The 19,962-nt window shown below is 34.3% G+C and carries 23 protein-coding genes and 1 tRNA gene; 12 read left to right on the forward strand and 12 right to left on the reverse strand.

Translation table 11 applies throughout. The annotated features are described in order from the left end of the window. The first annotated feature begins 168 nt into the window (after nucleotides 1–168). Nucleotides 169–726 carry a 1-acyl-sn-glycerol-3-phosphate acyltransferase gene (locus KAOT1_RS01255; RefSeq protein ID WP_007092850.1) on the forward strand — a complete coding sequence of 186 codons (558 nt, stop codon included), beginning with the start codon at nucleotides 169–171 and terminating at the stop codon, nucleotides 724–726. Nucleotides 727–1,060: 334 nt separating this feature from the next. Continuing rightward, complete coding sequence (locus KAOT1_RS01260; RefSeq protein ID WP_007092851.1) at nucleotides 1,061–1,510, forward strand: hypothetical protein; 450 nt, start codon at nucleotides 1,061–1,063, stop codon at nucleotides 1,508–1,510. Between the two features lie 35 nt (nucleotides 1,511–1,545). Here KAOT1_RS01260 and KAOT1_RS01265 read toward each other — a convergent pair whose 3' ends face one another. The 6 genes from KAOT1_RS01265 to udk all read right to left on the reverse strand — a co-directional run bounded on the left by KAOT1_RS01265 (nucleotide 1,546) and on the right by udk (nucleotide 7,418). Further along, a complete protein-coding gene (locus KAOT1_RS01265; protein WP_040559245.1) occupies nucleotides 1,546–2,175 on the reverse strand; it encodes a DUF3239 domain-containing protein in 630 nt (209 codons plus the stop codon). 186 nt (nucleotides 2,176–2,361) lie between these two features. Continuing rightward, complete coding sequence (gene scpA, locus KAOT1_RS01270) at nucleotides 2,362–4,488, reverse strand: methylmalonyl-CoA mutase (protein ID WP_007092853.1); 2,127 nt, start codon at nucleotides 4,486–4,488, stop codon at nucleotides 2,362–2,364. 1 nt (nucleotide 4,489) lies between these two features. Next, complete coding sequence (locus KAOT1_RS01275; RefSeq protein ID WP_007092854.1) at nucleotides 4,490–5,116, reverse strand: hypothetical protein; 627 nt, start codon at nucleotides 5,114–5,116, stop codon at nucleotides 4,490–4,492. After that, complete coding sequence (locus KAOT1_RS01280) at nucleotides 5,109–6,473, reverse strand: methylmalonyl-CoA mutase subunit beta (RefSeq protein ID WP_007092855.1); 1,365 nt, start codon at nucleotides 6,471–6,473, stop codon at nucleotides 5,109–5,111. The genes KAOT1_RS01275 and KAOT1_RS01280 overlap by 8 nt, the downstream gene beginning before the upstream one ends. After that, entirely contained in the window at nucleotides 6,466–6,768 is a 303-nt protein-coding gene (locus tag KAOT1_RS01285; protein WP_007092856.1) for an FtsB family cell division protein, read from the reverse strand. Before KAOT1_RS01285 ends, KAOT1_RS01280 begins: the two co-directional genes overlap by 8 nt. 41 nt (nucleotides 6,769–6,809) lie before the next feature. Beyond that, the gene (gene udk, locus KAOT1_RS01290; protein ID WP_007092857.1) at nucleotides 6,810–7,418 is read right to left on the reverse strand and encodes a uridine kinase; all 609 of its coding nucleotides are present in this window, start codon (nucleotides 7,416–7,418) and stop codon (nucleotides 6,810–6,812) included. Nucleotides 7,419–7,592: 174 nt separating this feature from the next. On the opposite strand from udk, the gene KAOT1_RS01295 reads away from it, so the two are divergent. Further along, nucleotides 7,593–7,667: transfer RNA gene (locus KAOT1_RS01295), tRNA-Pro, on the forward strand. A gap of 85 nt (nucleotides 7,668–7,752) precedes the next feature. On the opposite strand, the gene KAOT1_RS01300 is transcribed toward KAOT1_RS01295, so the two are convergent. Both KAOT1_RS01300 and KAOT1_RS01305 read right to left on the reverse strand, forming a co-directional pair. Then, a complete protein-coding gene (locus tag KAOT1_RS01300) occupies nucleotides 7,753–8,385 on the reverse strand; it encodes an NAD(P)H-dependent oxidoreductase (protein WP_007092858.1) in 633 nt (210 codons plus the stop codon). A gap of 217 nt (nucleotides 8,386–8,602) precedes the next feature. Beyond that, nucleotides 8,603–10,771 (reverse strand): RICIN domain-containing protein, encoded by a 2,169-nt coding sequence (locus tag KAOT1_RS01305; protein ID WP_083777262.1) that lies wholly within the window; start codon nucleotides 10,769–10,771, stop codon nucleotides 8,603–8,605. A 174-nt stretch (nucleotides 10,772–10,945) separates the two neighbouring features. On the opposite strand from KAOT1_RS01305, the gene KAOT1_RS01310 reads away from it, so the two are divergent. Both KAOT1_RS01310 and KAOT1_RS01315 read left to right on the forward strand, forming a co-directional pair. Further along, entirely contained in the window at nucleotides 10,946–11,353 is a 408-nt protein-coding gene (locus KAOT1_RS01310) for a hypothetical protein (RefSeq protein WP_007092861.1), read from the forward strand. A gap of 1 nt (nucleotide 11,354) precedes the next feature. Then, entirely contained in the window at nucleotides 11,355–11,828 is a 474-nt protein-coding gene (locus tag KAOT1_RS01315) for a YdeI/OmpD-associated family protein (protein ID WP_007092862.1), read from the forward strand. A 27-nt stretch (nucleotides 11,829–11,855) separates the two neighbouring features. Here KAOT1_RS01315 and KAOT1_RS01320 read toward each other — a convergent pair whose 3' ends face one another. The 4 genes from KAOT1_RS01320 to KAOT1_RS01335 form a co-directional block, all read right to left on the reverse strand. Then, the gene (locus tag KAOT1_RS01320; protein ID WP_007092863.1) at nucleotides 11,856–12,611 is read right to left on the reverse strand and encodes a hypothetical protein; all 756 of its coding nucleotides are present in this window, start codon (nucleotides 12,609–12,611) and stop codon (nucleotides 11,856–11,858) included. Nucleotides 12,612–12,639: 28 nt separating this feature from the next. Beyond that, a complete protein-coding gene (locus KAOT1_RS01325) occupies nucleotides 12,640–13,494 on the reverse strand; it encodes a hypothetical protein (protein ID WP_007092864.1) in 855 nt (284 codons plus the stop codon). An 11-nt stretch (nucleotides 13,495–13,505) separates the two neighbouring features. Beyond that, nucleotides 13,506–14,087 carry a TetR/AcrR family transcriptional regulator gene (locus KAOT1_RS01330; protein WP_007092865.1) on the reverse strand — a complete coding sequence of 194 codons (582 nt, stop codon included), beginning with the start codon at nucleotides 14,085–14,087 and terminating at the stop codon, nucleotides 13,506–13,508. A gap of 61 nt (nucleotides 14,088–14,148) precedes the next feature. Further along, entirely contained in the window at nucleotides 14,149–14,904 is a 756-nt protein-coding gene (locus KAOT1_RS01335; RefSeq protein WP_007092866.1) for an SDR family NAD(P)-dependent oxidoreductase, read from the reverse strand. Nucleotides 14,905–15,045: 141 nt separating this feature from the next. Here KAOT1_RS01335 and KAOT1_RS01340 point away from each other — a divergent pair, with 141 nt between their 5' ends. The 7 genes from KAOT1_RS01340 to KAOT1_RS01370 all read left to right on the forward strand — a co-directional run bounded on the left by KAOT1_RS01340 (nucleotide 15,046) and on the right by KAOT1_RS01370 (nucleotide 19,766). Beyond that, entirely contained in the window at nucleotides 15,046–15,540 is a 495-nt protein-coding gene (locus tag KAOT1_RS01340) for a hypothetical protein (protein ID WP_157559966.1), read from the forward strand. A gap of 206 nt (nucleotides 15,541–15,746) precedes the next feature. Beyond that, nucleotides 15,747–16,541, forward strand: coding sequence for a hypothetical protein (locus KAOT1_RS01345; RefSeq protein ID WP_007092868.1), 795 nt, complete (start codon nucleotides 15,747–15,749; stop codon nucleotides 16,539–16,541). A 23-nt stretch (nucleotides 16,542–16,564) separates the two neighbouring features. Continuing rightward, a complete protein-coding gene (locus KAOT1_RS01350; protein WP_007092869.1) occupies nucleotides 16,565–17,167 on the forward strand; it encodes a hypothetical protein in 603 nt (200 codons plus the stop codon). A gap of 10 nt (nucleotides 17,168–17,177) precedes the next feature. Beyond that, on the forward strand, nucleotides 17,178–17,447 hold the full coding sequence (locus tag KAOT1_RS01355; protein ID WP_007092870.1) for a hypothetical protein: 270 nt from the start codon (nucleotides 17,178–17,180) through the stop codon (nucleotides 17,445–17,447). 180 nt (nucleotides 17,448–17,627) lie between these two features. Continuing rightward, the gene (locus KAOT1_RS01360; protein ID WP_007092871.1) at nucleotides 17,628–18,074 is read left to right on the forward strand and encodes a hypothetical protein; all 447 of its coding nucleotides are present in this window, start codon (nucleotides 17,628–17,630) and stop codon (nucleotides 18,072–18,074) included. Nucleotides 18,075–18,268: 194 nt separating this feature from the next. Further along, the gene (gene trxB, locus KAOT1_RS01365; RefSeq protein ID WP_007092872.1) at nucleotides 18,269–19,240 is read left to right on the forward strand and encodes a thioredoxin-disulfide reductase; all 972 of its coding nucleotides are present in this window, start codon (nucleotides 18,269–18,271) and stop codon (nucleotides 19,238–19,240) included. Between the two features lie 139 nt (nucleotides 19,241–19,379). Further along, a complete protein-coding gene (locus KAOT1_RS01370) occupies nucleotides 19,380–19,766 on the forward strand; it encodes a helix-turn-helix domain-containing protein (protein ID WP_007092873.1) in 387 nt (128 codons plus the stop codon). The last annotated feature ends 196 nt before the right edge of the window (nucleotides 19,767–19,962 follow it).

A 19,962-nucleotide genomic window follows, 5' to 3' on the forward strand; every position in this document is an offset into this window, starting at 1 on the left:
ATTTTATAGTTGATTAGGTAATAGAACAAATAAACAATGCGGTTAAGTGAGTATGCTGACAATTAATTGGATACTGACATTATATTACAATTAAATAGTTCAATCCTTGAAACTTCACTAAATTAGCCTTTCTATAAAAAAGGAACAATCACCATAAAAAATCCCCAAATGATACGAGCGATTTACAAATTTATCTACTTCAAATTAATGGGCTGGAAACTCAAAGGTGCTTTTGATCCAAAAGTAAAAAAATGTATCGTTGCTGTAGTTCCACATACGAGTTGGCATGATTTCTACATTGGTCTTATGGTGAGAAGCATCTCTAAAATGAACATCAATTATGTAGGAAAAAAAGAGTTGTTTAAGTTTCCGTTTGGTTGGTATTTTCGTTGGACAGGTGGCGCGCCAATTGATCGTACACCAGGACAAAATAAAGTGCAAGCCATGGCAGCCGTATTTGATGGAAAAGAAGAATTTCGACTAACACTTGCGCCCGAAGGAACACGCAAACGCGTAGATGAATTGCGTACAGGTTTTTATTATATTGCAAAAGAAGCGAATGTGCCCATTGTTTTAGTAGCATTTGACTTTGGGAAAAAAGAAGTCAAAATTGACAAACCATTCTACACGACTGATGATATGGAAGCAGATTTTGAATACTTTCATAAATTCTTTGAAGGTGTTGTAGGGAAAGTTCCTGAAAAAAGTTTTCGTTACAAGAGGTAATTTTAGTATTCTTCTTAAATGATAACAAAGATTATTCTAATTTAAAATATGATAGTCTTAAACTAAGTGAACAAATTTTTAAAGTTGTAGATGGGAATGAAAATTGAGAATTAAAAAACAGAATTTAATACATAGAAAATAGTTGGCGTTTTTTAGTAAAAATTTTCAAAAAGATACAGCTATCGATGCTATTGCAAAGCTTAATCTTTTGTAGTACTTGGAGTCAAACCTAATAGTTTACTAGCAGTTCTCATAAGAAATTAAATTTATCAAATCGGCTTTTTAAAATTTATTTGTGTATTTTTGACGCTAAATAATTTAAAACAATTAAAAAGTGAAACCAATTGTAAAATACGGAATTGTCGGATTTAGTAGAAATCAGTTTGACAAAAAAGCAGCACGTGACATCTTGCAGGAAGAATTCCAAAAAATCAAAGAAAAACATACAGAAGAAACTATCGAAATTGTGAGTGGTTATACCAATTCGGGCGTTCCTAAAATCGCGTACGAATTGGCAGATGAATTTGGTTTTGTCACGGTAGGATTCTCAGCAAAACAAGCGTTACGAGTGCGAAGTGGTGTATATCCTGTGAAAAAGAAAATCATCATAGGAAATCGATTTGGTGATGAATCAGAAGACTTTATTCGCTATATTGATGTATTAATCAGAGTTGGTGGCGGAAAACAAAGCAGGCATGAAACAGCATTGTTTAAAAATCTTCACGATCATAAATCAATGGATGAAATTGTAAAAGAATTTGAAGTGGATTGGTTTGGTAATTGACTTAAAATAATGAAGAAAAATTAGCTTTCAATTTTTTAGAAAATGTTCGTGCTTTTCCAATCACTGGTTTGCGTTTCTGATGTATACAATCCTTCTTTATAGGGTTTCCTAATTTTTTCTAGACGATTTTGCAAGTTCTTCCATTGTTCGCTGTCATAAGATTCAAAAGCTCTTTTTAGAACTTTTTCATTGTTTGTAGCAAAGGATAGTGGTATTGGATGAAAGTCAATCCAATGAGGCAAGTCGTCATCTTCTGAAGCTGAGTATAAAGCAACGGTTGCTATTTTATCTCCAACTTTTACATTTTTAAGTGTATTACACGTAATTATTTTCACAACAGGGAATTCACCAAATCCTTTTGTCAAATCAGTCGTAACTGCAACTAATGTTGGATTGATCGAAACCACCATTCCACCATTAGAATCTCCACTTTTAAAATGTTCTTTTTTTCGTAGCCAATAAAATATGTTAATTGCCATAAATAGTACTGCGAGAATGCCGAACCAACCTGAAAATTTGATGGTAAGAAAGATTGAAAACCCAAAAAGGGCACTAATCGTAAATATCGTTTTGAAATCATGAAAAAGCCAAACAAATGGGTTGAGGTTGGCGTTGCCAGGATTACTTGCGAACGTATCATTACCCACTGTAAAGTTTGTACTCATATTATTATCTCGAAATTTACAAATGGATTGAAATTCCATTTTTTATAAAATCTTTCCTCAGTTTTGTATCACCTGTATGCTAAAAGCAACAATCTTGACTCCTGAATCTAGAATCCAAAATCCTAACTCCAAAAGCGTTTATCTTGAGCGAAGTCGAAAGGAAGCAATCCAAACTCCAAAAAAAAATTATTCATCAATCAAAATCTCCAATAATTGAATGGCTGCGTCACTAATTTTTGTTCCAGGACCAAAAACGGCTACGGCACCAGCGTCAAATAAAAATTCATAATCTTGATGCGGAATCACGCCTCCGACAATTACCATAATATCTTCACGTCCGTATTTTTTTAATTCTGCAATTACTTGTGGAACTAAGGTTTTGTGTCCAGCCGCTAAAGAGGAAACTCCTAAAATGTGTACATCGTTTTCCATTGCTTGTTTTGCCGCTTCTGCCGGCGTTTGAAATAACGGACCGATGTCTACATCAAAACCTACATCTGCATAACCTGTAGCGACAACTTTGGCACCACGATCGTGTCCGTCTTGTCCCATCTTTGCAATCATAATTCGCGGTTGTCTACCTTCCATTTCTGCAAATTTTGTTGCTAAGTCTTTTGCTTTTTGAAATGAACTATCGTCTTTTATTTCTTTACTATACACGCCTGAAAATGATTTAATTTGTGCTTTATATCTTCCAAAAACAGCTTCTAATGCATCTGAAATTTCTCCTAATGTTGCACGTTTACGAGCTGCATCAACAGCTAATGCTAATAGGTTTTCTTCCCCAGATTTTGCTGAAGCAGTCAGTTTTGCTAAAGCTTCTGTTACTTCTGATGCATTTCGGTTCTTCTTCAATTCGTCCAAACGCGCCAATTGCGCATTTCGCACAGTTTGATTGTCTACTTCTAATATGTGTAATGGATCTTCTTTGTCAAGTCTGTATTTGTTGACACCAACAATCACGTCTTGTCCAGAGTCGATTCTCGCTTGCTTTCTCGCAGCAGCTTCTTCTATACGCATCTTAGGAATTCCAGCTTCAATCGCTTTGGTCATTCCGCCTAATTCTTCGACTTCTTCAATCAATTGCATGGCTTTATTCGCAATTTCATGCGTTAGTTTTTCTACATAATAACTTCCTGCCCACGGATCAACCGTTTTGGTGATTTTCGTTTCTTCCTGCAAGTAAATTTGCGTGTTACGAGCAATTCGTGCAGAAAAGTCCGTTGGTAGTGCGATTGCTTCATCCAAGGCATTGGTATGTAAACTTTGCGTGCCACCAAAAGCTGCCGCAGCAGCTTCAATACACGTTCGCGCCACATTATTAAATGGATCTTGTTCCGTTAAACTCCAACCACTTGTTTGGCAATGTGTTCGTAAGGATAATGATTTTGGATTTTTCGGATTGAATTGTTTTACCAATTTTGCCCACAACATTCGAGCTGCGCGCATTTTGGCAATTTCCATAAAATGATTCATTCCAATTGCCCAGAAAAAGGATAGGCGAGGAGCAAAGGTGTCAATGTCCATTCCTGCGGCGAGTCCTTTGCGAATGTATTCCAAACCATCTGCCAAGGTGTATGCAAGTTCAATATCGCAGGTTGCACCAGCTTCTTGCATGTGATATCCTGAAATACTGATAGAGTTGAATTTTGGCATGTTTGCCGAAGTATATTCAAAGATATCCGAGATAATTTTCATGGATGGCGTTGGTGGATATATGTACGTATTACGCACCATGAATTCTTTTAAAATATCATTCTGGATGGTTCCTGCCAATTGCGCTGGTTTTACTCCTTGTTCTTCTGCAGCAACAATATAAAATGCCATAATTGGCAAAACGGCACCATTCATGGTCATGGAAACTGACATTTTATCTAGTGGAATTTGATCGAAAAGAATTTTCATGTCTTCTACAGAATCAATGGCAACGCCGGCTTTTCCAACATCACCAACTACACGTTCATGATCGCTGTCGTAACCGCGATGTGTTGCCAAATCGAACGCAACTGATAATCCTTTTTGTCCTGCAGCCAAGTTTCTTCGGTAAAATGCATTACTTTCTTCTGCGGTAGAAAATCCTGCGTATTGGCGAATGGTCCACGGTCTACGAACGTACATTGTGGAATATGGTCCGCGAAGATTGGGAGCAATTCCAGCTACAAAATCTAAGTGCGACACTTTTTTCATGTCTTCTTTACTGTACGACGATTGTACGTCAATATCTTCTGCAGTGCTAAATGGTGCAGTTTGTTTTTTTTCCAACGTTTTCGTAGTGTCGTCGAGTGTGATATGTTGCAGGTTTTTTCTCGTCATGTTAAAGTTTTATTTTTTGAACATAAGAATCAAAATCGTATGCTTTTCTGGAGTTAAAGCTTAAAACGAATGATTTTCCTTCTCTGTTTACTAGATAAAAGTAGGTGTAAATTTCTGCGTTTTCTCCAGTAAGCAAGTCAATTCCTTTGTAGAGAAAGATCGCTCTAAAAATACGATCGTCTCCTTTTTTTATTATTCCAGCTCTGCTAAACGAACTTTCCAAACCAAGAATTCGTCCTCCAGCTTTGTGTTCTCTGTTTAAGTATTTTAAAATTTGCTGTGAAACTTCTTTGTTAATTGGTATGTAGGGAACTGTTCTGAAGGTCACGTCAATTTCGCTGTCTTCACTTGCCATGATGTAGAAGTTTCCTGCGCTTCCATATTTCATTTGTAGGTAGCGCGCACGTTCCATTTTGCGGAATTCTTCGTTTTCTATTGAATTAATGAATTGTGCGTATTCATCATTAGTGTATAGTTTTACTTTTTCAGGAACAAAAAGGTAAATATTTTCAGTTTCCAGATGAATGTAGCGTCCTTCCACATTTTTGTTAGAAACCGCAATATGTTTGTCATCTTCGCATTGAATGAAAAGAAAGCTGAATAGTATGATGTAAATGATTCTATTCATTTTTGAGTCGTTCTTTTTCTAGTTTGGTTGCCAATCGTCGTAATGTGATTGGAATGACCAATACTTTACGTACTTCTTTTTGAGCAAAAGGTTCTATTTCTAGATCGTGTTTCATACGATCTTCTGGATTTGGATATTTGTTTGTTCCTAAGAGAACTTCTTTTCCTTCGTCGAATAATGCTTGCTCTTTTGCGGCACTTTCTTTGATCTTTCGATAGATGGTTTCTGCTTTGAGTTGCTTTAGGAATCCACCATTGGCTTCCATGTCTTTAAAGAGTGTTAGTGCTTTTTCCGCGAGTTGTTGTGTGATGCTCTCGATGTAATATGAACCTTCCGTTGGATTGTCCGTTTTGTCAAAGTAACTTTCGTCTTTTAGAATTCTGAGTTGATTTCTTGCGATGCGATCTCCAAATTCGTTGGCATGATGATATAAAGCATCGTAGGGAAGATTGTACACAATATCTGCGCCACCTAACACTGCACTCATACATTCTGTGGTAGTTCGTAGCATGTTTACATTGTAATCATACAAGGTTTTGTTACGTTTTGAAGGTGAAGCAATGATGATACATTCTTGTTGCAACTCGTATTCTTTTGCCAAAATACTCCATAACTGACGTAAGGCTTTTAGTTTGGCAATTTCGAAGAAATAGTGTGTGCCAACTGTAACGTTGAACGTGATTTTGTTTGAGATTTTTGAACCGTAATGATTCAAGTATTCGTTTGCGTGAGCGAGTGCATACGCAAGCTGTTGTACCATGTTTGCGCCTGCGTTTTGATACGTATCTACATGAACAGTTAGTGAACTTTTAAGGTTTTGAAGTTCCAGAATTCGTTCAACCGCTTCATGATCTTTCGTAAGATTGTCAAACCAATTTCCTGTGGAAGCTAAGTTTCCAATAATATCAACTCCAAGTGTGATACTTGCAGGAGCAGCTTTCGCGAAAGCGTCAATATCCGCACAATACGACACCGATAAGAAGCTCATTTCGATGTGAATTGGAACGTTTTTTAGGTCGATTTCAGCAAGTATTTCAGCAATTGCAATTGTTTCGTCTGTAATGTATAAGATGATACTTTCTGCGCCTCTTGCCAATATGTCTTTGATGTTGCTGTTGGCTTCATTGGCGTTTGTTACCACAATACGTTGCGAGACTTTCCAAGCAGTTGAGTGAGTAGCAATTGGTTGTGTTATGCCAAAATTCTCACTGTGATAAAATGGTTTGATGTCAATACCTTCTTGTGTTGCAGTGATTAAGGTTTCATTGTAATCGGCACCTTTTAGATCGACTTGTATTTTTTGTTTCCATTGCGCAGCAGAAACTGGGTCAAATTCGTTGAATAGTGAATTACTCATTGGTTGTTATTTTTAGACTATCTGCATACTCTACGATGTAAATTTCTTCGTTTTCTTTTTTCATGAAATAGCGTTCGCGGGCAAATTTTTCTAATTCTTCGATGTTAGAAAGTTTTCTGATGACTTTATGATCTTTGGCTATTTCACGTTGTAGGTTTGCTTTTTGTTGTTCTAGCAGTTCTATTTGACTATTTAGTTCATGATGTGTTAACCACGAATTGGTATCTATGAAAAGCATCCATATCACAAAAGCGGTTAATACAATGATGTAAATATTTTTAAATTGATTGAGCATGCTAGTGATTGCGTTACAAATATTGTATAAATGTACTAAAATTAGGCCAATCGTTCGCTAATAATTGTACGTACAATATCAACAGCTACTGTATTGTAGCGATTGTTTGGAATGATGATATCGGCAAATTCTTTTGTAGGTTCAATAAATTGTTCGTGCATAGGCTTGAGTGTGTTTTGGTAACGCGCCAACACTTCATCAATATCGCGCCCACGTTGCGTGATGTCTCGCTTTATTCTTCGGATGAGACGTTCGTCAGAATCAGCATGAACAAAAATGTTGATGTCAAACATTTTACGAAGTTCGGTATTGGTTAAAATAAGAATTCCTTCTACAATCATTACTTTTCGCGGAAGTGTATGAATGGTATCGCCTGTACGATTGTGTTTTACAAACGAATATACAGGTTGGTTAATAGGATTTCCTTTTTTTAATTCTTTTAGATGTTCGCAGAGCAAATCGAAATCAATAGATCGTGGATGATCGAAATTTATCTTTGTGCGTTGTTCATAATTTAGGTGAGAAGTATCGTTGTAATACGAATCTTGAGAGATGATTCCAACTTCATTTTCAGGGAGTTGTTTAATGATTTCATTTACTACGGTGGTTTTTCCACTTCCTGTTCCTCCGCCAATACCAATAATGAGCATATATTTTTAGTTTTTTTAGACGTGACAAAATTAAGTAAATTATTGATTGTATTTATTTTTAAAAAATAAATTGTTTTTGCTTTTCTGTTTCGATAAAAGCCTTATATTTGCAATCCAATTTTTGAGCGTAGTTCTGAAATTTTTTAGGAATTAAAAACTACGAATTTAAATTTTCGGGGTGTAGCGTAGCCCGGTTATCGCGCCGCGTTTGGGACGCGGAGGTCGCAGGTTCGAATCCTGCCACCCCGACAAAATTTTCCCAAAAAATCTCAGAAACACTGTCAATCGTATGATTTTCAGTGTTTTTTTTATATAAAATATTTAGTAATTGGTTTTATTTATGAAACTCAAAGAGGTTTGCCATTGGTTTTCTAACTTTTGCCTGATCTTTTGTTCTGTCTTCTTCGGAACGATATCCTATTGTAGCAATTACTGCTGCGTTGAGTCCTTTTTCAGATAAACCGAGAATTTCATTGTATTTTTCTACTTCAAAACCTTCCATTGGGCATGCATCTACTTTGTGTGTTGCGCACGATGTTAGTAAATTTCCGAGTGCAATATATGTTTGTTTGGCAGTCCAATTCTTGTAAGTATCAGCGTCCATTGCACCTACATTATCTTTCATGACATTTCCGTAAGCTTCTAAATCTTTTAGAATAATAGATTGCGTTTGCGCTTTTAATTCAAGGTAATCATCTATTTGTTGTGAATCATAGTTTGTGAAGTTGCAAAAAACAATCAGGTGTGAAGCGTCTGTTATTTGTGATTGCCCCATGGACACTAGTTTTAATTTTTCTCGAACTTCATCATTCGAAATTACCAAAACTTTAAATAATTGTAATCCGTAAGAAGACGGGCTTAGTTGAACGGAATGAAGTATTTCTTGTAATGTTTCTTCAGATACTTTTTTTTCTTTATTGAATTTTTTTGTGGCATAGCGCCACTGTAAGTGGTCATTTAAATTCATTTTTTCCTTTTAAATTTACAAAAGAATAAACCCTTTTAACTGTTTTTGACGACTTGATGCTGTTAATTTTTCCTTAATTTGAGAAACTTTTTTATTCTTTAACGGAATCCGTTTTTTTATGATCTTAATAAGATGAATTTTAGGGTAAATTTTACTTTGTGATAAATCCACCATCTAAATATAGCTTCGTAATAAAAGAGATCAATTAGAATTTAACTTAATACAATTTAAAATACTGTTCATACTTATTTGCTAACTTTCTTAATTCTATAAGTTCGCGCGGTGAGCTATACGGACGTTTTACATATTCAAGCGCTTTTCTGTCATCAACATTAAAAATTGTGTAATTTCCATTGCCTTTTGACATAATAGCCCAATACATTCCATATTCATTTTTGATAGGAATATCTTTGTTTTTGTCAATTTCGTACAGTTCCATGTTACTCGATAAATAATACCATTTATTTTCTCCCAAATCAGTTGATTTTACTTTTATCAGGTAATTTCCGTTGGTTGTTCTTTCAAACTTGAACAACGTGTTATTGCTATTGTATTTACTGCAAAATCGTAAAGAGTTGTACCCAGTTGCATCCGAGGTCATAATATAGGCTAAGCAAACACGTTTTCCATTGGATGCGTTCATTCTAAATATTCTGTCTTCTATGGGTTTAGGCTTAATATTTACAGTTTTTTTAGCATCAAAATACCAACGTCCGTTGAGACTCCTTTCAGGTTTCCAGATTGTTAAAAAGAAGTCATGATTTTTTGTGTCATAAAAAAGTGCTTCTGCATCAACGATTGGATTGTTTTGGTTTCCAATATTAGTAATTTTATAGTAGCCATCAGTTTGTTGTTCAATTTTCCAAAGTTGATATGCATCGTTTCTATTGTCAACAGCGAGTTTCACATCGCCTTTTTCGGCACCTTTGGAAGCTAATGACCAAAATTTGCCATCTATTTCAACTTGCAACTGATAGATCCCATTTCGCACATATTTGATGCGCCAATTTTTGAAAAAATCGCCCATTTTAAAGTGATCTTTTTGAACGTTGTATCCAAGAGAAGTACTTCTGTTGTTGATCTTGTTTTTCAGTTCGACAGCAAAATTATTTTTTACGGCTTTGTTAAAATTGGCAGTACTTTGTGTTGTTAAATTATCGGTAACAACTGGTGGAGGATTTACAGGCGTGCTTTGCTTTTTAGCTTGCTTCACGTTGAACGTTCTGGTTGCCGACCAATCTCTGTACGATCCATTTATAAATGCACGTACTTTCCATTTCCAACCAATAAGTTCATTGTTTTTAAGCCCGCCGCGTTGCACAAGTTGATATCTGGAAACAGGTGTGTTTTTCAGAATTGATTTTTTGTTATTGTTTGGATGAATGATGACAATTTCATATTGCTCTGCATTCGGCACATCTTCCCAGTCAAAGTCCCAAGAGAAACTTGCGTTTCTGCTTTCTATCCCATTTGCCAATGAGGCATTGGATTGTGGGGAATTTAAGGTGATGGTAGTTTTTACTGATTCTTTAAAGTATATGGTGTTTGGTTTGCTCCATTTACTCCATTTGTTACCTACTTGAGCTCTAACCCACCAACCCCAAGCACCTTTTGCTAATGTGGTTGGTAGTGTTTCTGATAGCGTTAAATCATAATAGTTATCCTTGAAGATATTATTTAAAAGTTTATCTTTTTTATTACTATGTTCTACATATAATTGATATTTTGTGGCATTTGGTACTTTACTCCATTTAAAATTTATGATATTTCCTTTTTTATTTTCAATTACTTGTCCAGTCACAGGAGTAATTAATTTAGGAATTGCAATATTGACAACAGGTTTTGGTTTCGGTTTTTCCTTTTTGGGATTGTGAGGAATAAATTTGAACATTGCATTAGAAAGTCCGTCGCCATATTTTTGTGTAACGGTACTTCCTATTTTAAATCCTGGGCCTGCTGCAATTGATTTGTTGCTATGTTTTGCAGTGATATAATAAAGCTCATCACTTGTAGCACGACTTAGCTTAAACTTCTGATTTTCTACATTAGCTTGATCCCACATTTGAAGCACGGCATTATTTTCTTGACTTCCGCCACGAATGTCTAATACTTTGTTATTTTGTTTGGAACGAATGATATAATAACCGTTTCCAGCTGCTTCAAATTTAAAAAGAGAATTATCTTTGGTATTATATCTTCCTAAAATTACAGCCATACCATTATTTTGAAACGGTGGTTGCGTCTGTATAACTAATTGCTTTTTGCAGCTTTGAATTACGTACCATTGTCCTTCTTGTACAGGATTTTGTGCGTACATGTGAAAGGGAATCACAAAAAATAATAGGATGAAACAATAGTTTTTGAGTAATCGGGAAAATGATATCATGGGAAAGGTTTTCTGTGTTGTAAATATAGAGTTTTTCAAAAATTTTGCCAAGTTTTTGATTTTCAGGATGTTTTTTGAATTATCGTATAATTAAAACAAATACTCTGTTATAAGTTTTTGTGCTATTGTAGTAAAAAATCAATACCTTAGTTAATTGACAAAATATTATTTTTTATGAAATTAAAAATCACTCTATTTTTAACGATGATTTTACCATTTTTTGCTTGTGAAAGTGGAGAAAAGAAGACAACGACATCATCTTCAAATGATAAAGAGGTTATTACAGAAGCTACTCAAAAAATTGGATTAGAAAACGGACGTTGGATTAGCACAGATGATAAAAATAAGGGCATTCAGATTTATAACGATCGATTGTCTATGTTTCACAAAAAAGGCGATGAGATTGTAAATAAAACCTACTATTACGAACTTGATGAAAAAGATGGTATTGAATATCTGAGATTAAAAGACAGGAATGGAAAGGTAACTACTTACGGATTGCTCGAATATTCAGACGAATCGATGGTGTTGAGTTATCTTGATCGTGGTAGCACGTTGACTTATACTAAAGAAAAAGAATAGTATGTTTTTCGAAGGAACACAACATTTACAGAAAAGAGGAAGTTACTACCATTTGGAAGTTTCCGCAGCTATCGTCAATCAGTTTGAAAAGAAACGCGCTACACGTTTGATTTGTACCATTGACGATAAAGTGAAGATTCAATGTGGTTTGAATCATTTGGGAAATGGAGACTTTTATATTATGCTTGCCAAACGCTACATCAAAGAAATAGGCAAAGAAGCTGGCGAATTGCTTTCTTATAGGTTGGAAGAAGACCCGAATCCGCTTGGTGTTGATATTCCAGAGGTTTTGGAAGTTTTTTTAGCGCAAGATCCTGAGGGAAAAGCAATTTTTGATAAGTTGACCGATGGAAGAAAACGAACCTTAATTTTTAGCGTATTGCGAATTAAAAATGTAGATAAGCAAGTGGAAACGATTTTAAAGTTTTTACAAACAGAACATGACAAAATGCGCACTAAGAAAAGTAGTTGGTAATTTGTTGCAGTAAAAATTGTAATTATTTTATCGCATCCAACCTTCAATCACATAGTTTTTTTCATAAAGTTTTCTGCTTTTATTGCCATCATCAGGCGTAAACCAAACTTCAAATCTGGCTCCGTAAGGTTTTCCCCAATCTCCTTCGTAAATGGTAAAATTGTCAACAGTTCCAAATTTTTTAATTTTTCCGTTAGTGTTACTTATACTGATACTTGAACGCTTTTGAAGTCTTGGTACTGATAATTCAATTTCTTGAGTTATTTCAAATGCTTTTAGAAATATAGTGCCACTTTCATTAGATTTTAACCATAAGTCATATTCATACAAACCAGGTTGAAACGAGTTGTAAAGTTGAAATGAAATTTCTTTGGGTACATTATTTTGCATGCTATCAAGTCTGATTCTTTCAAAATTAACTCTCATGTTAACATCAGTCGGATAGGCTAGTTTTACATTTTCAGGTAGTTTCAAATTGTCAGCAAATGTATCTGTATCTGGTCCGAACATCATCATAAATGTTGATACAAATACCAATATGACAAAACCTACAAATAATGCTCCTAACTGAAGTAAGCCCAAGTACCATTTCCCTCTAAATAACTGCCAGAATCCTGCAATTAGCAAAAGAATGAAGGTAAACAACAAAAAATAGTCAGAAATAAATAGAAGAATTTTTTTAGTAGAGGCAAGAAGCATCATAAAAAATAGCGATGATATTAAAAACAATAATATTGGAAACCACCATTTTTGAAAAATATATTTCTTTAGGAATGCTTTCATTTTTAGTTTGTTATAGTAGTTAACTTTTTTACTCCCATTTTGTTCTTAATTCAGTTCCAATAGGATAGTCTTTTGTGATGAAATCTGGATCGAAATGTTTTCCAAAACTTGAATTATTTGTAATGGAATCAATATCGAGAGAAATCATATCATCTTTTGTGGTGAATGAAAGTCGTTTTGTCATTCCGTCATTTTTTCCTTTGTCCAATTCAATTTCCCAAAAAAAGTATGTTGAGTCTTCAGAATCATATACCTTTTTTAGATTTTTAATTTTTGTTACAATAGGTTTTTTAAGAAAGTATTTTTGCCACTTTTCAGGAATCTGTTGCATGTCAAATGCAGATGTAAATGTATCTTTTTCTTTGTGTGATAAGTACATGCCACTTGTTTTCGGTTCAAATCCAATATTGACATAATCCGCAAATCTCATAAAATCGTTTTCTTCGTCTTCGCTATAATCATAATCATACGTTTCTGAAAGAAGATACGTTTTTGTTTCCCAATGTATAATTTTAAATTCAGTTTTTATCTTAAGTGAATCGACTCCGTAATCGAGTTGAACTTTGGTGGGTTTTACTTTTCTATCAAACGAATATGTTGTCAATGCTATTTTTTGAGGAAAGAGACTTAAACTGATGCTATCTATTTTGTATGTACCAGAAACTTTTTTGTGAAAACCACTACCAGAACAACTAAATGTATAAACTTCGTTCATAAAGCTTCCGTCACTTAGTAAAAACAATCTTTTTCCATGATTGAATACAGAATATGAATACTTTACAGTGTCAATTTGTTGATTTCGTTTTGTTTCGTTTTGTAGTTTGTGATTATGATTTGAACAGGAAAAAATTGTAAATAATAGAAGAATAGCAATGTATTTCATAGTTTCATATATTAGTCCAACAACGTCAATATAGTATCAACCGAGGTTAATAATTCTTCTTCATCAACGTCTGTTTTAGAAACTACTTTAATTCCGTTGTAAAATGTGTGTAGGAGTGAAGCCAAGTTTTTGATATTTTTATCCACAGAAATTTCACCTGAATCAATTCCCGATTGTAAAAATTCTTCAAAAGTAGCTGTCATAAAAGCTTTATTTTCTTGTACAACGTGCAGTATTTCTTCATCGTTTGGCACTAATTCTGTCGTTACATTAATTACAAAACAACCTTTACGTTCGGTATCGAAAACCGCTTCAGAGATTCCATTTTCAAAAAGTTTTCGAAACCCTGTTTTTACGCTTTTCTGACTTTTTAAAAATGCTAGTAATTGCTTTCTATTTGCTTTTCTGTAATGGTCAAAAGCGCTGTCAAAAAGAGCTCTTTTTCCTCCATATGTATCGTAAATACTTGCACGATTAATTCCCAAATAATCTACCAAATCTTGCATGGAAGTTGCGTGAAAACCATTTCGCCAAAACAAACACATGGCTTTATTTAGCGTTTCTTCTTCATTAAATTTTTTTACTCTTGGCATATCGTGACAGATTGTAGAGACAGTAAAAAAACTGTCTCTACAAACATACAAATATTCCTGATTAACTTAACAGTGGATTCACATTCATTCCACCATCAATATTATATTCGCTTCCTGTGATGAAAGATGCATCATCAGAAGCCAAAAAGGCTACTAAATTGGCGATGTCTTCTGGTTGTCCGATACGTTTTAGTGGAATTCGCTCTAGCATTGCAGCAGCAAAACCTTCTAGTTGTTCTTGTTCCATTCCTGTTTTACCAAAAATTGGCGTTTCTACAGGTCCTGGGTTTACTGCGTTTACACGAATTTTTCTTGGAGCCAATTCGGTTGCGGCAGTTCTTGTGTAGGAATTCAACGCTGCTTTTGTGGCGGCATAAATTGCGGTATTTGGCATTCCTGTGTATGCATTAATAGAAGATAAATTGATAATAGAAGCGCCATCATTTAAGATTGGTAAAAACTTTTCGGTTGTAAAAACGGCACCTTTAAAGTTGATCCCGAATTGTGTGTCATATACTTCTTCTGTGATTTGTCCGATTGGCGCTGGCGTAAAAATTCCAGCGTTTACAAACAATACATCTACTTTTCCGTGAGCATCTTTTACTTGATTGACTAAATTGTCAATCGCGTCAAGCGAAGTTACATCGGCGACAATTCCTGTAACGCCCAATTCGTTTGCTGCTTTTTCTACACGTTCCTGCGATCTTCCTGTGATGATTACCGTTGCACCATTTGCTTTTAGTTTTGCTGCAGATGCATATCCGATTCCACTATTTCCGCCAGTAACTACGGCAATTTTCCCTTGTAATGTATTCATGATTTTTTTGGTTTTTTATTAAAATTTGTATTGGAACAATCATTCCAATACAAATGTATAAATAATAGAACGATCATTCCAAATAAAATTAATTTATTTTTTTAGTAGCTTTGAAAAAGTAATCAAATACCGTTTATAATTATGAACCAATTCCAGTCACTAACACCGAATAAATTTATAAAAACGTTAGGTCTCATACATGTATCGTTGGTCATGAGTGTGGTAGTTTTTGCTGTAGTAACTTTCTTTTTGAATGATGGTGAAATGCATTTTAAGTTTGATTTGAATACTATTTTCCTTTTGGTGTATCCATTTATCGTACTGAGTGCGCTTATGATGAGTTATATTGTTCCAAAAATGCTACTAAAGAACGCTAGAAAAGCTACAGATTTGACCGCAAAATTAAATTCCTATCGAACGGTTTCAATGGTAAAATTTATAGTATTGGAAGGTTCGGCGATGTTAGGAGTGGTATTTTATCTGTTAAGTAAAAACGGTATTTTTTTAACTATTGCTGCTTTATTGATTATATATTTAATAGCGCAACGACCAACATTACATAAAGTAGAAAACGATTTGGAACTACGTGGAGAATTACGAAATAAATTTCAACGTTATGATGAGGTAATTGAATAGTCCTTAGGTAGATAGTTTTTAGAGGAAGCATGAAATCAACAATTTTTCAATTCTTTAATCTTTCAATTCTTTAATCTTTCAATCTTTCAATTTTCTAACAAAAAAACTACGTACAAACCCTTGATTTTAAAAAGCGTATATCTTCTTCTTTTAAATCCGCCTTTTAAATTGTAAGTTTGAACTAACCGACCAAAATTATTAATTGTATGGCAACCTCAAACCCAATTCCGACGAATTCTCCGTCGTCTTCAACAGTAGATACAAGTTCGAAAATTACCCAAAAGCCACCAAAAGGCATCAAAAAAGGAGTTTCGGATTCACTTATGGTTGAAATTAAGGAGGAATTAGAAAACATGCTTTCCTTCGCAATGCGAAATGGAAAAGTTATCAATACAGAGCTAAATCCACTGATAGAGAGTACTAATTTAGATGACTTGATTAATGCGCATAATATTTTAGCAAAAAATATTGCGCCAGCAACACCAAAGTCTATCAAATATCTAAAAACTTTAAATGCAGAGAAGCATAGTAGAACTATTTTTAGTAAGCTACCAATTATTCGAAATTTAATTTTTCTTGCGTTATTTTTTCTAGCACTTTTTATTGGAACTTCCTTATCAGACCAAGTAGATAACACGTCATTAGCAAAAGGTGTTTTAGCAAATGATGGAACTCCATTATTACTGAATTTACTATTTTTATGTGCAACCTCAGGATTGGGAGTTGTTTTTTATCTGCTAAAAAGCGTGAGTGAAGGAATTCAAAAAGGAACATTAATGCCTGAACAATCTATTTACTATGTTGGCTTGATTGTGCTAGGAATTATGTCTGGATTAATACTTTCTGAAATTGTATCTACCTATAATGATGGAAAAAGTTTAACCGTTTTTAATAGTTGTGTTTTAGCGCTTGTTGGCGGATTTTCCTCAGATGCAATTTTTACCGTATTACAAGGTATTATTACCAAAATAAAAGCTGTTTTTACAACAGTTGATAATTAATATATAGAAACAAACTGCTACACATGAAAAAAATTATAAATAGTATTCTTATTGTGCTCATAGCAATTGGTATAAGCGCGTGTGCTTCAATTCCAGCATCAACCTCAACGCTAACACAAGAAGTCATTTCTGAATCAAATGCCATGCACCAGTTAAATATTGCATTGGTAAATAAGTTATTTGAAGAACGAAAAGATAAGGTTGACGATTTTATCAACAATCAGTACATTCCGAAATATGTAGCTAATTTTCAATCAAAAATTCCACCAGGAGTTGATGTCAGTGCGGAGTTGCCAAATATTTTAAAAAGTGTCATGCCTGTGATTAGTAGAAAACGTGATTCGCTTCATAATGTATTAGACACACAAAAGCAACAAATGATTACTTCGTTGAATAATAGTTATAATGATTACCAACAAGCGAGTGCCACTTTACAGAATTTAATTAGTTCTGCGGTAAAGCTGAAACAATCGGAAGCGAACACTTTAGCACAAATTCAGAAGCTTACAGGAACAAATATTAATGTGGGTAAAATTCAAAATCAGTTAGACAGTTTGTTAGTAAAAACGGGAAATGGTTTTAATAAATTATTAAATGTAGAATCAGCAATTAAAGCAAAAAATTAAATAGAAAACTATGAGTGATATAGATTGGGATAACCTAGCAAATCAGGCAGCAGATCAAACAGATACAGAGTTTCAAACAACTATTGCAAGTCTGACACGGATTAGTATAAAAGAAATTGATGAGTTCATCAAAGAAAGTCAAATTTCTAATGCAAATGCCATGAAAGTACTCAAAGAAATTAGTGATGCAACAGCTTCAAACACAGCCAAAGCAGACGCTATAGCTAATATTGATAATGGCGTAAATTTCTTGGTAAGTATTGCCAATAGAATTGTGTAATTAATACATTTCAGCATATAAAACAAAGCAATAGCATATTTTTGGTATTGCTTTTTTTGTGGAATAATTTTTATGTAGGCTAAAAATAGTAGTGTGTTAATTTTATGTTTAATGTTTGAAAACTTCATTTAAAAAAATTAATTTCAATTTATATTTAACAAACATTAAAACCATTACCAAATGAAAAATTTTACTTTTGCGCTATTCTTTATAGCCACATTTCTTGTAAGCTGTTCAAGCGACGACGATAATGCATCTGCTGTACAAAGCGATGATATTACAGGTGTTTGGGAACTCAAAAAATCCATATTTCACAATGGAGTAAACGTTATTTACCCAAACGTTTTAGTAACTTATACCTTTGAAAATAACACCTTGACAGTAAAAAATAATGCCGCAGAAACTACAGATTTGACACCAAAACCTTCTGGACGTTTGGGAACAAATGTTTATACATATACGGTAACCGAAATCGAAAATAAAAAGTATCTTACAGTACAAAATGATGTATCTGGAGAAACTGAATTAGGAAACTTTTTCATTAGTAATAATGGAGAATTAATTGTCAATCAAATAGAGCAAATTTCTGGAGTTTCGTATGATTATGTCATGTATTTTGAACAATAAAATTATTTTTGACAAGCGATTTTAAAAAGAAAAAATCAAAATATTTACAGAGCAATATTATATTTTGTATGATATTGCTTTTTTTAGTAAAAAAGATATCAAACAGTTAGATGATATTTGTTAATAAATTTTATGTAAGGAATTCAGATAAAAAACTACTTTTGTTAAAAAGATTTACTAATTAGAAAAAAGATATGTCAGATATAAACACAGCATTAGATTGCTTAATCATAGGAAGTGGACCAGCAGGATACACAGCCGCAATATACGCTGCTAGAGCAGATATGAACCCAGTAATGTATACAGGAATGGAACCTGGAGGACAGTTAACCACTACTACAGAAGTCGATAACTTTCCAGGATATCCAAATGGTACAGATGGAACTGCGATGATGGAAGACTTAAAAAACCAAGCAACTCGTTTTGGTACCGATGTGCGTTTTGGATATGCAACTCGTGTTGATTTCTCTGAAGAAGTAGGAGGAACACACAAAGTATATGTTGACGACGGTACAGGAGAAAAAGAATTCTTAGCAAAAACAGTTATCATCTCTACTGGAGCTTCGGCAAAATATTTAGGATTGGAAAGCGAAGAACGCTTAAAAGGTGGTGGCGTTTCTGCTTGTGCTACTTGTGACGGATTTTTCTACAAAGGACAAGATGTAATTGTTGTTGGTGGTGGAGATACTGCCGCAGAAGAAGCAACATACTTGGCAAAATTGTGTAAAAAAGTTACCATGTTGGTTCGTAGAGACGAAATGCGCGCAAGTAAAGCAATGCAACATCGTGTGAACAATACGGAAAATTTAGAAGTTTTATACAATACTGAATTGGACGAAGTTCTTGGAAAAATGGTGGTAGAAGGCGTACGTGTGGTAAACAATCAAACACAAGAAAAGCATGAAATTCCTGTGACAGGAGTTTTTATCGCTATTGGACACAAACCAAACACAGACATGTTTAAAGGAGTTTTAGACATGGATGATACTGGATATTTAATCACGGGAGCAAAATCTACAAAGACAAACATTCCAGGCGTATTTGCTGCGGGCGACGTACAAGATAAAGAATACAGACAAGCCATTACGGCAGCTGGTTCTGGTTGTATGGCTGCGCTAGATGCAGAACGTTACCTTGCTGCGGTTGAAGATGTTATAGAAGCATAAAATTCAATTTGACACTTTCTTAATCAGGAATTGTCGATACAATAGCATACAAAAAATGCGCTACGATTACAGGTAGCGCATTTTTTTTTCTATATTATTGTCTCGTCCTGAAATAGCGTTACACTAAATTTTAAGCGTAATGAAAACAAATTATGTAAAACGTACTCAAAAAGATTATTCATTATCTTTTAAACTCCAAGTAGTTCAAGAGATTGAACAGGGCAAACTGACACGCTCACAAGTCTTATCAAAGTATGGTATACAATCTGGATCTACCATCAGAACTTGGTTAAAAAAATATGGTAACTTTGATTGGCATAATCAAACTCCACTTTCTATGACAAAGACTCCAGAACAAAAGATTTTAGAATTAGAAGAAAAAATCAAACTGTTAGAAAAGCAGAAGGCTCGTGCAGAACATCTGGCGGAGCGTGCTGACAAGAAAGCTATTTTGTTTGATATGATGATTGATTTAGCAGAAAAAGAGTTTAATATTCCTATCAGAAAAAACTCCAAACCCAAGTAATCGATATGTTTAGAATACATTACAGAGAAAGTATCTCATCTACTTGTGAGTTACTTGGGGTAAGCACGCAAGTATATTACCGAGCGATACGTTCAAAGAGAAACGACAGTGTATTGCTAGTGATGTGATAGAGCTGGTTCAATCTGTTAGAATAGAGCAACCACGCATGCACAAGGAAGTTATATCATATTCTACA

This window comes from Kordia algicida OT-1, assembly GCF_000154725.1.
Lineage (GTDB): Bacteria > Bacteroidota > Bacteroidia > Flavobacteriales > Flavobacteriaceae > Kordia > Kordia algicida.

Coding starts and splice junctions, on each gene's coding strand:
- KAOT1_RS01255 (WP_007092850.1), top strand. CDS start 169: ATGATACGAGCGATTTACAAATTTATCTACTTCAAATTAATGGGCTGG.
- KAOT1_RS01265 (WP_040559245.1), bottom strand. CDS start 2,175: ATGAGTACAAACTTTACAGTGGGTAATGATACGTTCGCAAGTAATCCT.
- scpA (WP_007092853.1), bottom strand. CDS start 4,488: ATGACGAGAAAAAACCTGCAACATATCACACTCGACGACACTACGAAA.
- KAOT1_RS01275 (WP_007092854.1), bottom strand. CDS start 5,116: ATGAATAGAATCATTTACATCATACTATTCAGCTTTCTTTTCATTCAA.
- KAOT1_RS01280 (WP_007092855.1), bottom strand. CDS start 6,473: ATGAGTAATTCACTATTCAACGAATTTGACCCAGTTTCTGCTGCGCAA.
- KAOT1_RS01285 (WP_007092856.1), bottom strand. CDS start 6,768: ATGCTCAATCAATTTAAAAATATTTACATCATTGTATTAACCGCTTTT.
- udk (WP_007092857.1), bottom strand. CDS start 7,418: ATGCTCATTATTGGTATTGGCGGAGGAACAGGAAGTGGAAAAACCACC.
- KAOT1_RS01300 (WP_007092858.1), bottom strand. CDS start 8,385: ATGAATTTAAATGACCACTTACAGTGGCGCTATGCCACAAAAAAATTC.
- KAOT1_RS01305 (WP_083777262.1), bottom strand. CDS start 10,771: ATGATATCATTTTCCCGATTACTCAAAAACTATTGTTTCATCCTATTA.
- KAOT1_RS01310 (WP_007092861.1), top strand. CDS start 10,946: ATGAAATTAAAAATCACTCTATTTTTAACGATGATTTTACCATTTTTT.
- KAOT1_RS01315 (WP_007092862.1), top strand. CDS start 11,355: ATGTTTTTCGAAGGAACACAACATTTACAGAAAAGAGGAAGTTACTAC.
- KAOT1_RS01320 (WP_007092863.1), bottom strand. CDS start 12,611: ATGAAAGCATTCCTAAAGAAATATATTTTTCAAAAATGGTGGTTTCCA.
- KAOT1_RS01325 (WP_007092864.1), bottom strand. CDS start 13,494: ATGAAATACATTGCTATTCTTCTATTATTTACAATTTTTTCCTGTTCA.
- KAOT1_RS01330 (WP_007092865.1), bottom strand. CDS start 14,087: ATGCCAAGAGTAAAAAAATTTAATGAAGAAGAAACGCTAAATAAAGCC.
- KAOT1_RS01335 (WP_007092866.1), bottom strand. CDS start 14,904: ATGAATACATTACAAGGGAAAATTGCCGTAGTTACTGGCGGAAATAGT.
- KAOT1_RS01340 (WP_157559966.1), top strand. CDS start 15,046: ATGAACCAATTCCAGTCACTAACACCGAATAAATTTATAAAAACGTTA.
- KAOT1_RS01345 (WP_007092868.1), top strand. CDS start 15,747: ATGGCAACCTCAAACCCAATTCCGACGAATTCTCCGTCGTCTTCAACA.
- KAOT1_RS01350 (WP_007092869.1), top strand. CDS start 16,565: ATGAAAAAAATTATAAATAGTATTCTTATTGTGCTCATAGCAATTGGT.
- KAOT1_RS01355 (WP_007092870.1), top strand. CDS start 17,178: ATGAGTGATATAGATTGGGATAACCTAGCAAATCAGGCAGCAGATCAA.
- KAOT1_RS01360 (WP_007092871.1), top strand. CDS start 17,628: ATGAAAAATTTTACTTTTGCGCTATTCTTTATAGCCACATTTCTTGTA.
- trxB (WP_007092872.1), top strand. CDS start 18,269: ATGTCAGATATAAACACAGCATTAGATTGCTTAATCATAGGAAGTGGA.
- KAOT1_RS01370 (WP_007092873.1), top strand. CDS start 19,380: ATGAAAACAAATTATGTAAAACGTACTCAAAAAGATTATTCATTATCT.